We start from the raw sequence: 12,595 nt of genomic DNA, 5'->3' as shown, positions 1-12,595 counted from the left end.
AATTTCGAGACAAACGTCTCAGTCTGAGACAGCGATTAGCCAGCGCCAGAACAGCTCTCAAGGCCGGCGACGAGGCTGTACCGCTGGTTTTCTTTGCAATTGGATCTTGCATTTATCCGGCGGCGCCGCAGAATCACCCCCGCTTTGCCTGCCCCGTCCCATGGGGTGTGCCGCACCTCCCCTCTTACAAGGAACCTGAAGTTCATGGATAGAAGCGCCTGTGCCCGTCTCGGCTCGCTGATCCTCTCGTTGTCTGCCCTGACCCTGGTCGGATGCAAGGAAGAAACCAGTCCCAAGACTGCAGCCGTCGCTGCGGCCCCCGCTCCGGCGGCCATGGTCATGCCGATCTGCGCCAATGGCGAATGCGCGGTGCTGGACCAGGACGGCAAGGTGCTGGTCAGCGCCGACAACGACTACGACGCCGTGGTTGCCCTGCCCCTGGACAAGACCTTCCTGTTCGCCAAGGACGGTACCTGGAACCTCAGCAGCGCCGATGGCAAGCAGACCCTCAAGGCCGCCTTCACCGATGACCTGCGGCTGCTGACCCCGGGCTACTTCGGCTTCGGCCAGGACGGCAAGCTGGGCATCATCGACCAGAGCGGCAAACAGATTCAGCCACCGCGCTTCGACGATCTGTACGTGGGCGGCAACGACGACTTCATCGTCTACGAGATCGGCGGCAAGCGCGGCATTCTCAGTGCCAAGGGCGAGGTGGTGACCGAAGCCCTGTATGACAGCAGCATGGTCCGCGATGACTTCGCCAAGCGCGGCTGGTGGATGATCGCCGAACGCGGCAACGACAAGTGGGCGCTGAACCTCAAGACCGGCGAGCAGAAGAAGATCGACTTCGACAGCATCGACTACTTTGCCAACCAGCATCTGGTGGTCAGCACCGAACAGGGCAAGGCCCTGGCCGATGCCCAGGCCCAGTTGATCAGCGCCGCCACCTACAACTGGATGGGCGAACCGGGTGACGGCCTGGTGGCCTTCCGGGAAAAATACGACAGCCCCTGCGGCTACATGGATTTCCAGGGCAAGACCGTGATCCAGGCCAAGTTCGGCACCTGCCAGGTATTCGGCAAGCAGGGCGCGCTGGTCACCGCCAAGAACGCCGACGGCAGCTCCGGCAAGGCCGGGCTGATCGACCGCCAGGGCCAATGGAAGGTGCAGCCGGTCTACGACTCGGCGGACCCGGCCGGCTTCAGCCCCCTGGGAATGTTCCGGCAGGTACCGGGGCTGAACCAGGTCGCGGTGCTGCAGAACGTGTTCAGCGCCACCTTCGGTATCTTCGATGTGGACAAGGGCGTCGAGCTGTTCAAGCCCACCTACGCCCAGATCGGCGCGATCAATGCCGACCTGTTCGTCTTCAGCACCGCCAACAGCCCGACCAAGCAGGCCACCCTGTTCGGCCAGGCCACCCAGGTGCGTACCGTGGGCCTGATGGACGCCAGCGGCAAGGTGCTGCTGGAGCCGGGCCAGTACGTCGACATCCGCCTGGACAACAGCGGCCACTACCTGCTGGCCACCGACGACACCTCGGCCCTGGCCACCTCGGCGCTGTACGACCTCAAGGGCAAGCGGCTGATCCCCGGTAAGTGGCAGGAACTGGTGGTGGACGAAACCCGCGGCGCCATCTTCGGCTATGCCGTGGAAGGCATGGGCGACGATCAGTCCCGCAGCCTCAAGGCCCTGTATCGCCTGGACGGCACTCCGAGCTTCCAGGTCAGCCAGGTCGATTGCGGCGCCGAACAGGTGCACGACGGCCATGACCAGGTGCTGTGGCCGGCCACCCCCCAGGACTACTGCCCGCAGCCTGACGAAGTGGAAGACCAGGGCGAAGGCGACAACGCACAGGGCTGAGGCCCCGAGCGAACCGGTCACGGTTGGGATCAAGCCTGCTAGGATGCGGGCTTGATCGATTCAGCCAACCGGCCCGGATGGGGCCCGACAGGAACTGTCCCATGCTCAATGCTCTGCTCTTCGACCTTGATGGCACCCTGACCGACACCGACGCCCTGCACCTGCAGGCCCTGCAGCAGCTGCTGCTGGAAGAGGATGGCCGGACCTTCACCCAGGAAGAATTCGAAGCCCATGTCAGCGGCCAGGCCAATGCCAACATGTGCCGCTACCTGTTCCCCGAGCGCAGCGTGGCGGAACATGAAGCCTTTGCCGAGCGCAAGGAAGTGCGCTTTCGCCAACTCTCCCCGCAACTGATGCCCATGCCCGGCCTGCTGCGCCTGCTGGATTTTGCCCAGGAGCACGGCATCGGCGTGTGCGTGGTCACCAACGCGCCCCGGGCCAATGCCGAGCACATGCTCGAGGTGCTGGGCCTGCGGCAGCGCTTCCAGACGGTGCTGGTGGCCGAGGAGTTGCCTGGGGCCAAGCCCGATCCCCTGCCCTACTTGAGCGGCCTGGAATGCCTGCAGGCCACCGCCGACCAGGCCCTGGCCTTCGAAGACTCGGTACCCGGGCTGACAGCCGCGGTAAAAGCCGGGATCTGCACGTTCGGCCTGGCCACCAGCCAGCGCCCGCAAACCCTGCTGGATGCCGGCGCCCACCGCGTGATCAACGACTTCGACGACCCGCAACTGTGGGCCGAGATCCGGCGCCGGCTCGATCTGCCCTGAAGGGAATGGGATGAGGATATTGGCCAGGCCAAGCAGGAAGGAAACAGCCAGGCAGAAAGAAACGGCAGGAGGGAAAAAGGTGCTCGCCCATCACTTCGGCAGTGGCATCCAGACCGAAGTACCCCCTTTGGCTGGGCGAGCAGGAGGGAATATACGCGGGCTCCAGGGGCAGTAATATCGGACATATCCGAAAACACCCTACGACTTGGGCAAAGATGCTGGAGGTTTATCCCTGCACGACTTTTTTTTCACGGTGCTTTCACCTCGCCGCCCCTATATTGCCAATCACTCCTTAACGAATCCCATTTGGCCCGCGCTACAGCGGGCTTTTTTTTGCCCGGGCTCCAGCGGCCGGCCCCTGGGGCGCCGACTGCTGGTGCGGGTCACTCAGGGAGCCGCCCGCTCCGCAAGCGATGCCTGGGTGGGGACGAATGCCGGCGCCTGCTCGGGATAAAACCGCGCCGCGGCATTGATCACGGCCTGCACCGAGGCGGTGACGATATTGGCGTGACAGCCGGCGCCAAAACGTGACCCGGCAACGCCCGGCCACACCGCTTCGACAATTGCCAGCGCCTGCGCATCGGCCCCCGCCCCCAGGTTGCGCTCTTCAAAACTGTCGATGCGCAGCGGCAAGCCCAGGGCGGCCAGGGCGGCCAGGGCCGCCGCGACAGGTCCGTTGCCCACGCCATGCAAGCACGCCTCCTGGTTCCCGGGGGTGGCGACCCGCAGCTCGATCCCCTGCCCCTCGGGGGCATCGAACAACCGATGAGCGAGATACCGCAGGCCGGCCGTGCCCTCTGCGCACGCCAGATAGGTGCGCTGGAACACCTCCCATAAAGCGTCGCTGCTCAACTCGGCGTCACTGGCATCAGCCAGCTTCTGCACAATGGCGCTGAACTCGATCTGCATGCGCCGGGGCATGACGATGCCGTGGTCACGCTGCAGCAGGAAAGCGATCCCGCCTTTGCCGGACTGGCTGTTGACCCGCACGATGCTGTCGTAGGTCCGCCCCAGGTCCTGCGGATCGATGGGCAGGTAGGGCACCTCCCAGAAACCGTCAGCCGCCTGGGCGGCAAAGCCCTTGGCGATGGCGTCCTGGTGCGAGCCGGAAAAGGCGGTGAACACCAGGTCGCCGACATAGGGATGGCGCGGATGGATCGGTAGCGCCGTGCATTCCTCGGCAACCCGGGCCACTGCCGCGATATCGGAGAAGTCCAGCCCGGGGCTGATGCCCTGGGTATAGAGATTCAGGGCCAGGGTCACCAGATCCAGGTTGCCACTGCGCTCGCCATTGCCGAACAGGCAGCCCTCCACCCGCTGGGCGCCCGCCAGCAACGCCTGTTCGGCACAGGCCACGCCGGTGCCCCGGTCGTTGTGCGGGTGCACTGACAGCATGACCTGGTCGCGGCGCTCCAGGCGCTTGTGCATCCATTCGATCTGGTCGGCAAAGACGTTGGCGGTGGCCACCTCGACGGTGGTCGGCAGGTTGATGATGATCGGGCGCCCCGGGCCGGCGTCCCAGGTACGGATCGCGGTGTTACACATGCGCAGGGACACCTCGAGCTCCGCCATGCAGAAGGTTTCGGGGGAATACTGCAACACCCATTCGGTTTCCGGGTGCTGGTCGGTCAACTCGCGCAACAGCCTGACATGGCGCTCTACCAGGGCCTCGACCTCATCCACCGAAAGCCCGAACACCACGCGCCGCCAGACCGGGGCGATGGCGTTGTACAGGTGGACGATGACCCGGCGCGCACCCTGCACACTGCGTACGGTTTCGCGGATCAGGTCCTCGCGCAGTTGGGTCATCACCATGGGCGTGACATCGGCGGGAATCCGCTGCTGTTCCACAAGCTCGCGGACCACCTCGAAATCGGTGCGCGAGGCGGCGGGGAATCCCACTTCGATTTCCTTGAAGCCCAGGCGCACCAGTTCCTCGAACAGGCGCAGCTTGCGCTCGCGGTTCATCGGCTCGAACAGCGCCTGGTTGCCATCGCGCAGGTCGGTGGACAGCCAGATCGGAGCCTGGGTGATGGTACGTGACGGCCACTGGCGCGAGGCCAGGTCCACGGGAGCAAAGGCACGGTATTTGGTATGGGGATGGGCGAGCATACTGACCTCGAAAGCACAATGGAGAACGCGATGGATCTCCCCTGCTTTCATCATGGAAAGCGCTTCGAGGCCGGAGTCTGGGGGAGATCAGCCTGGGTGCCAGGTTCCTGGCAGCACCGGCAGACCCCGGCCGTAAGGCAGGGGTAGCGCTAGTAGCAGGGTCAGGAACAGGGGGTTCATGGGCGGTTGCAACCGTCGGCGGGCAAGGAGTGATCTGTAGTCTAGGTAGCGATATTCTGAATGTAATGCGCTAAACGCCCTTTGATTATCGCAAAATGGACATTTTCACCTATGATAAGCGCCCCCTGATCCCTTCCAGGACGGAGGCGCTGCGCTGCATGTCCGATCTGCTTGTTGTCTCGTCCATCGACTGCCTGTCCATGCCGGTTACCAGCATCGCCGTGGATTACCCCAACGGCCATGAAATACCTGCCCACAGCCATCCACGCTCGCAGTTGGCCTATGCCATCGAGGGCGTGCTGGTGATCGACACCGAGTCCGGCCGCTGGGTGGTGCCGCCCAGCCGCGGGGTGTGGTTGCAGGCCGGCGTCGAGCACCGGGTACGCATGCGCGGCGCGGTGCGCATGCGCAGCCTGTTCATCAATGTCGATGCCATTGCCGGCCTGCCCGAGCATGACTGCGTGATCGAGGTCTCGCCGTTGCTGCGTGAGCTGATCCTGGCCGCCGCCCAGGTCGGCACGCACTATTCGCCGGACAGCCGCGACGGCCGCCTGATGCGCCTGATCCTCGATGAGATGCGCTCGCTGCCGGTGCTGCCGTTCAGCCTGCCCTGGCCCCATGAGCCGCGCATGCTGCGGGTGTGCCAGGCGCTGGCGGACGATCCTTCGGACAACCGCACCGCCGAACAATGGGGCGACTGCCTGGCCATGAGCGCCAAGACCTTCCATCGCCAGTTCCAACGCCACACCGGCATCACCTTTGGCCGTTGGCGCCAGCAGGCGCGGTTGCTGATGTCCCTGGAGTGCCTGGCCGAGGGCATGCCGGTGGTGCAAGTGGCGCTGCAGCACGGCTACGACAGCCAGAGCGCCTTCGCCGCCGCCTTCAAGCGCCAGTTCGGCACGCCGCCTTCGGAGTTCTACCGCTGAGGGCTCAGGCCCGGCGCAGCAGCACACCGGCCACCACGCACAACAGCATGGCCAGCCCCGCCAGCAAGAAGGCATCGCTGTAGGCCAGCAGCAGGGCGTCGCGGTGCAGCACCTTGTCCACCATGCCCAGGGCTTGCTGGCGCAGGGGCGCCAGCGCCGCCGAATGCAGGGCCGTTGCGTACTCTACCGGTGCCTGGGCCAGCAGGCGCACCAGTTCCACCAGGCGCTCCTGGGTGGCCTGGGCGAACAGGCTGACGGATTCGCCAATGCGCTGGGCGTGGAGTTTCTCGCGCTCCACCACGATCTGGCTGGACAGCGCGATACCGATGGCCCCGCCGACGTTACGCACCATGGAGAACAGTCCGGAGGCCGAGCCCACCTGGTCCTTTTCCAGCCCCTGGATCGCCATCACCCCCAGCGCCACCACCACCAGCGACTGGCCGATACCACGCACCACCAGCGAGGGCACGATGACGTTCACCGAGGCATCGGGGTTGAGGTGGATGTTCATCAGGCAGCCGATGCCAGTGATGGCGAACCCGGCAATGATGATGGTGCGGGCGCTGGTCCAGCGCATCAGCCGCGGGGTGGCGAACGACATGACGAACTGGATCAGGCCGTAGGGAATCATCATCAGGCCGATCTGCCGGGCGTTGTAGCCGTGGATCTGGGCAAAGTAGTTGGGCACCAGGAACACCACGCCGAACACCACCGCACCGAAGGTGAATTGCATCAGGCTGGCAATGCCGAAGTTGTAGCGCCCCAAGAGGCGCAGGTTGATCAACGGCTGCTCGCGACGCAGTTCGATGGCCACGAAGGCCAGCAGGCCGACCGTGGCCAGGATCGCGCAATGGCTGATGAAGCTTGAGGCGAACCAGTCGTAACGGCCACCCTCCTCCAGCATGATCTGCAACGCCGAGAGGCCCACGGCCATGCTGGCGATGCCGCCCCAGTCACCCTGGCGCAACTTTGCCAGGACCATGGGCTGGGGCCGCACCGACCAGCCGATGGCCGCCAGCAGCAACAGCCCCGGCGGCACTTGCAGGTAGAAGATCCAGCGCCACGAATAGGCATCGGTGAGCCAGCCGCCCAGGGACGGTCCCGCGGCCTGGGCGACATTGTTGGCCACGGCGAACAGGGCCATGCCCATGGGATGCCGGGCCGCCGGCAGCTCGGTGACAATCAGCTGGAACGACAGGGGAATCAGCACCCCGCCAAAGGCCCCTTGCAGCACCCGGGCGAAGATCAGGCTGTGGATGTTCGGCGCCAGGGAACAGGCGATCGAAAACAGCACGAAACCGGCGGTGCCGACCATCAGCACCCGGCGCATGGAAAACACCGAAACCAGCCAGCCGGTCATGGGAATGATGATGATCTCCGCCACCAGGTAGGCGGTGGTGATCCACGACCCCTCCTCGAAAGTCGCCCCCAGGGAACCACGCACGTCCGGCAGGGAAGCGTTGGTCACGTGCACGTTCATCCCGGCCATGAAGCAGCCCACCACGCTGCCCAGCACCGCCACCCAGGTGCGCAGGGAGATTGCCTGTGCGGCGGCCTCGCCGGTGCCTTCCGATACGGCCTGGGCACTAGTCATGACGGGTGTCCACGGTCACCACCACCGACATCCCGGGGCGCAGCTGCGCCTGTCGCGGCTGCCCCGGATCGAGGCGGATGCGCACCGGCATGCGCTGCACGATCTTGGTGAAGTTGCCGGTGGCGTTGTCCGCCGGCAGCAGGGCGAATTCGGCGCCGGAAGCCGGGGCGAAACTCTCCACCCGTCCCTCCAGTACATGGCCACCCAGGGCGTCGACCTCGACCCGCGCCGCTTGCCCGGGCCGCATGCCGTCGACCTGGGTTTCCTTGTAGTTGGCCACCACATAGGCGTCCTCAGGCACCACCGCCAACAGCGGCGCACCGACTTCGACGTACTGCCCCAGGCGCAGGCGCCGCTGGCCGGCGATACCGTCCACCGGGCTGCGGATCAAGGTGCGAGCCAGATCGATGCGGGCCAGTTGCCGCTGGGCCGTGACCCGGGCCACGCCCGCTTCGAGCTTGTCCAGTTGCGCCCGGGCGCTTTGCTGTTCGGTATCGAGCACCTGTACCTGTTGGCGCCGCGCGGCCAGGCTGGCGCGGGCCGCGCCCAGGGCGGCATCGGCCTGACGGGCCAGGGCGGCGGCGTTTTCCAGTTGCTGCACGCTGCTGACTTGCTGGCTGGCCAGGTGCTGCTGCCGCCGCCCTTCCTGGCCGGCCCGTTGTGCCTCGGCCTCGGCGGCGCCGACCCGGGCCTGGGCTTCGGCGATCAGGCTCTGCTGCTGTTGCTGGCGGGCGGCCAGATTGGCCAGCCGCGCCTGCCCGGCACGCTGTTCGGCCTGGGCCTCGCGCAGCGCCGCTTCCGCCTGTTCGACCCGGGCCCGGTAGTCGCTGTCGTCGATCCGCGCCAGCAGGTCGCCAGCCTTGAGCGGCTGGTTGTCCCGGACCTCGACCGCCACCAGGTAGCCGGCGACCCGGGGCGCGATGGTGACGATGTCCGAGCGCAGGTAGGCATCGTCGGTCTCCACCAGGAAACGCCCGTTGAACCACCAGCGCAGGCCCCAGGCCAGAATCAGCAGCAACACCAGCGCCAGCCCGGCATAACCGAGTAAGCGACGGCGGGTGACGGCTTGCGCCGGGAAAGCGGGAACAGGGGTCTGGGTCATTGCAAAGGCTCGTTGGGGGTTCGCGGGAAAGAGTTGGCCGCAGCCCGGCTCGGCTGCGGCAGGACAATCGGCGGCGCGCTGCGCCAGCCGCCGCCCAGGGCCTTGAACACCAGCACCTGGGTATCGATGACGGCGGCATCGGCCTGCGCTGCCGCGGCCCGGGTACGTACATCGGTGCGCTGGGCATCGAGGTAATCCAGGGCCGTGGAGGCACCGGCGGCCCTGGCTAGCCCGGCCAGGCGCAAGGCCTGGTGGTCACGTTCGGCTGCCAGGTGCAGGGCTTGCTGGCGCTGCAACGCGGCCTGGTAGTCGCTCAGGGCCTGTTGCTGCTCCTTCAGGGCCGCCAGGATGCTGCGGTCGAAATCCGCCAGCGCCGCGCTTTCTCCGGCGCTGGCCTGGGCGATGCGGGCGCGGGCGGCATTGAGGTTGGGCAAGCTCCAGGACAACAGCGGCCCCAGTTGCCAGACCGACGCGTCGCGGTCATCGAAACCTGCGGGGTGGTGCGCCGACGTGAAGACCCCGGCCCCCAGGCTGACCCTTGGATAGAGGTCGGCCCGGGCCACGCCGATGCGCGCCGTGGCCGCCGCCAGCCGGCGCTCGGCCTGGCTCACGTCGGGACGCCGACGCAGCATGGCCAGGGCATCGCTCTGGGGCATGGGCGAACCCAGGCGCGGGGCCTGGTGACAAGCCTTGGCCGCCGCCGGTGCATCGCCCGGGGGGCGCCCCAGCAAGACGGCCAGTTCGGCCAGGGCCCGCTGCCGCCCGGCCTGCAACGGCGGCAGGCTGGCCTGCACTTGACCCACCAGGCCTTCGGCCCGCACCACATCCAGGGTCACTGCGGCGCCGGCCTGATACAACATGGCACTCAGGGCCCGGCCCTGCTCCACCAGCGCCAGGGACTCGCCCGCCACCTGCAGGCGCTGGCCATAGCTGCAGGCCTGCAACCAGGCACGGGTGGTTTCCGCGGCCACCACCACCCGCAGGCCATCTTCGGCGGCCCGGGCCGCCTCGGCATCGGCCCGGGCGGCATCGGCCAGGCCGTGCAGGCGGCCGAACAGGTCGGCCTCCCACTGCACATCCAGGCCGACCCCATAGCGGCTGCCGGTGCGGATGTGCTGGCTGTCCTGCAAGGCGGCTTCCAGCTGGTCGTCGGCGGTACTGCCGTAGCCGGCGCGGGCCGTCACCTGGGTGGAAGGCTGGCGCAGGGTATCGGTTTCGCGCAGCAGCGCCCGGGCCTGAAGCAGGTTGGCCGCAGCCATCCGCAAGTCGCGGTTCTGGCTCAGGGCTTCCTGTACCGCGGCATTGAGCCCAGGGTCACGGTAGAGCTGCCACCACTGGTCGAGCCCCTGCTCGGCCATTGCGTCCGGGTGGCTCACGGGCAGGGGCACAGTGCTGCCGGGCGGCCGTTCCGGCCCCAGGGTGCAACCGGCCAACAGGGCGCACAGGGCCCATGCAGGCCTCGGGTAAATGGGCATGGGAAGTACTCACGGATTCGAAGCGCCTACTTTAGAAAGGCCAGCTGGCGACCGTCTAACGAGAACTTCTTTTCGATTATCGCGAAATGGTCAACCTTGATCCCAAGCGCGGCCCTTCCGGCCTGGGCCCACAGCTCCAGGCTGTCGGCCAGCTGAACGAACTCACACTGGCCCTGCTGGCGCCAGTGGCCATGGATACAATTTGAAACACCCCCTACCCAGCCGATCGGATCGCCATGACCGAAGACTTCGATGTGCCCAGCCCCCACGAAAAGCACCTGGAACACGTGAGCGAACAAGCCCACGCGCGCAGTGACCGCTTCGCCAGCAAGATCGCGGTGATGACGGCGATCATGGCCACCCTGGGAGCGCTCCTGAGCTATCAGGCCGGCTCCTCGGAAAGCCTGGCGGCGATGGACAAGAACAATGCCGCGATGAAAAAGACCGAAGCCGCCAACCAGTGGAGCTACTACCAGGCCAAGTCCAGCCGGCAGAACCTGGCGGAGCTGGCGACCCACATTCCCGGAGTCGATGCCGCGCACTACGGCATCGAAGCCCAGCGCTACCAGAAGGAAAAGGAAGCGGTGCGCCTCAAGGCCGAGGCCCTGGAAGCCGAGGCCCGGGACTGGGACGAGCAATCGGAAGCCGCGCTGCACCAGCACCATCGCTGGGCCCAGGCGATGATGGCGATCCAGATCGCCATTTCGATGGCGGCCATCACCCTGCTGACCCGCAAGGAATGGCTGAAGAAGCTCGCCTACGGCGCGGCCGGCGGCAGCGTGCTACTGGGCACCCTGGCCTGGCTGCACATCTAGAGCCCCCTGCCGGCCCCCGGAACCTGCCAGCCGATGCGTCTCTTGAATCTCACCGGGCAGTCGCAGTTTGCGAAAAACTGCCGCCGCGCAAGCCCCGGTACTGCGCCCCAGGCCCCGCCATAGCGGGGCCGCGGCGCCTGGGTGGAACTGGCACAGCCATTGCGAAAGCCCCTGCCTCACCTACAACAAGAGGCTTCGCCATGGCTATTGCCCCACTGCTCGCCGCTACCACGGCCTTTATCCAGCGCGCCCCGCGCATGCTGATCGGTGCCCACTGGACCGAGGCCGGCGACGGCCAGACCATGCCCCTGCGCAACCCCGCCACCGGCGAACAGCTGTGCCTGGTGCCCCGGGCCACGGTGGACGATGTCGATCGCGCAGTGCTCGCCGCACGCCAGGCCTTCGACGATTCGCCCTGGACCCGCACCCGCCCCCGGGAGCGGCAGAACCTGCTGTGGAAACTCGCCGACCTGATGCAGCGCGACGCCGAACTGCTGGCCCAGCTGGAATGCCTGAACAACGGCAAGAGCGCCGCCGTGGCCCAGGCCATGGACGTGCAACTGTCCATCGATTTCTTGCGCTACATGGCCGGCTGGGCGACCAAGATCGAGGGTTCAAGCGTCGAGGTCTCGCTGCCCCTGATGCCTGACGATCAGTTCCACAGTTTTATCCGCCGCGAAGCCGTGGGCGTGGTCGGCGCCATCGTCGCCTGGAACTTCCCGCTGCTGCTGGCCTGCTGGAAACTCGGCCCGGCCCTGGCCACCGGTTGCACCCTGGTGCTCAAGCCCGCCGATGAAACTCCGCTCAGCGCCCTGAAACTCGCCGAACTGGTGCAGGAAGCCGGCTACCCCGACGGCGTGTTCAACGTAGTCACCGGCACCGGCATCACCGCCGGCAGCGCCCTGACCCGCAACCCTCTGGTGGACAAGCTGACCTTCACCGGCTCCACCGCCGTGGGCAAGGAAATCGGCAAGATCGCCATGGACTCCATGACCCGGGTAACCCTGGAACTGGGGGGCAAGTCGCCAACCATCGTCATGGCCGACGCCGATCTGGCCAGCGCCGCGGCCGGGGCTGCCAGCGCGATCTTCTTCAACCAGGGCCAGGTCTGCTGCGCCGGCTCCCGGCTGTATGTGCAGCGCAAGCATTTCGACAAGGTGGTAGCCGACATCGCCGGCATCGCCAATGCCATGAAGCTGGGCAATGGCCTGGACACCAGCGTCGAGATGGGCCCGCTGATTTCCGCGCGCCAGCAGGAGCGGGTCTATCGCTACATCGAGATGGGCCGCGAAAGCGGCGCCACCATCGCCTGCGGCGGCGAACAGTTCGGCCCGGGGTATTTCGTCAAGCCGACGGTGATAGTGGATGTGGACCAGAGGCATTCGCTGGTGCAGGAAGAGATCTTCGGCCCGGTGCTGGTGGCCATTCCTTTCGACGATGAGGCCGACGCCCTGCGCATGGCCAACGACAGCCCCTACGGCCTGGGCGCGAGCATCTGGTCCAACGACCTGGCGGCGGTGCACCGGATGATTCCGCGGATCAAGTCCGGTTCGGTGTGGGTCAACTGCCACAGTGCCCTGGACCCGGCACTGCCGTTTGGCGGCTACAAGATGTCCGGGCTTGGTCGGGAAATGGGGCACGCGGCCATCGAGCACTACACCGAGTTGAAATCAGTGCTGATCAAGCTCTGATCCGCCCCGCGCCAACCGCCCCACCCGGGGCGCCGGAGGTGGTCCGGCGCCCCCCGACGACCGTCCTGTTCGC

General features: G+C 66.6%; 9 protein-coding genes. 5 read left to right on the top strand and 4 right to left on the bottom strand.

The genetic code is table 11. The features are described from left to right. The first annotated feature begins 204 nt into the window (after positions 1–204). On the top strand, positions 205–1,860 hold the full coding sequence (locus tag BM382_RS30555; RefSeq protein ID WP_072445039.1) for a WG repeat-containing protein: 1,656 nt from the start codon (positions 205–207) through the stop codon (positions 1,858–1,860). A gap of 101 nt (positions 1,861–1,961) precedes the next feature. Continuing rightward, on the top strand, positions 1,962–2,627 hold the full coding sequence (locus BM382_RS30550) for an HAD family hydrolase (protein ID WP_072445037.1): 666 nt from the start codon (positions 1,962–1,964) through the stop codon (positions 2,625–2,627). A 387-nt stretch (positions 2,628–3,014) separates the two neighbouring features. On the opposite strand, the gene BM382_RS30545 is transcribed toward BM382_RS30550, so the two are convergent. Next, entirely contained in the window at positions 3,015–4,739 is a 1,725-nt protein-coding gene (locus BM382_RS30545; RefSeq protein WP_072445035.1) for a 2-isopropylmalate synthase, read from the bottom strand. Between the two features lie 275 nt (positions 4,740–5,014). Between BM382_RS30545 and BM382_RS30540 the strand changes: the two genes are divergently transcribed. Next, positions 5,015–5,845 carry an AraC family transcriptional regulator gene (locus BM382_RS30540; protein WP_072445033.1) on the top strand — a complete coding sequence of 277 codons (831 nt, stop codon included), beginning with the start codon at positions 5,015–5,017 and terminating at the stop codon, positions 5,843–5,845. A 4-nt stretch (positions 5,846–5,849) separates the two neighbouring features. Here BM382_RS30540 and BM382_RS30535 read toward each other — a convergent pair whose 3' ends face one another. Genes BM382_RS30535 through BM382_RS30525 form a run of 3 tightly spaced genes read right to left on the bottom strand, consistent with a single transcriptional unit; the run spans position 5,850 to position 10,016 of the window. Next, a complete protein-coding gene (locus BM382_RS30535) occupies positions 5,850–7,439 on the bottom strand; it encodes a DHA2 family efflux MFS transporter permease subunit (protein WP_011062406.1) in 1,590 nt (529 codons plus the stop codon). After that, positions 7,432–8,541 carry an HlyD family secretion protein gene (locus BM382_RS30530; RefSeq protein ID WP_072445031.1) on the bottom strand — a complete coding sequence of 370 codons (1,110 nt, stop codon included), beginning with the start codon at positions 8,539–8,541 and terminating at the stop codon, positions 7,432–7,434. Before BM382_RS30530 ends, BM382_RS30535 begins: the two co-directional genes overlap by 8 nt. Beyond that, the gene (locus BM382_RS30525) at positions 8,538–10,016 is read right to left on the bottom strand and encodes an efflux transporter outer membrane subunit (RefSeq protein WP_072445029.1); all 1,479 of its coding nucleotides are present in this window, start codon (positions 10,014–10,016) and stop codon (positions 8,538–8,540) included. The genes BM382_RS30530 and BM382_RS30525 overlap by 4 nt, the downstream gene beginning before the upstream one ends. Positions 10,017–10,252: 236 nt before the next feature. On the opposite strand from BM382_RS30525, the gene BM382_RS30520 reads away from it, so the two are divergent. Both BM382_RS30520 and BM382_RS30515 read left to right on the top strand, forming a co-directional pair. Then, positions 10,253–10,831 carry a DUF4337 domain-containing protein gene (locus BM382_RS30520; protein ID WP_041774389.1) on the top strand — a complete coding sequence of 193 codons (579 nt, stop codon included), beginning with the start codon at positions 10,253–10,255 and terminating at the stop codon, positions 10,829–10,831. Between the two features lie 200 nt (positions 10,832–11,031). Next, a complete protein-coding gene (locus tag BM382_RS30515; protein WP_072445027.1) occupies positions 11,032–12,522 on the top strand; it encodes an aldehyde dehydrogenase family protein in 1,491 nt (496 codons plus the stop codon). Positions 12,523–12,595: the final 73 nt, after the last annotated feature.

The sequence above is a fragment of the Pseudomonas sp. NFPP25 genome (genome assembly GCF_900116505.1).
GTDB lineage: Bacteria > Pseudomonadota > Gammaproteobacteria > Pseudomonadales > Pseudomonadaceae > Aquipseudomonas > Aquipseudomonas protegens.
This window is presented reverse-complemented; position numbering and strand designations above follow the sequence as displayed.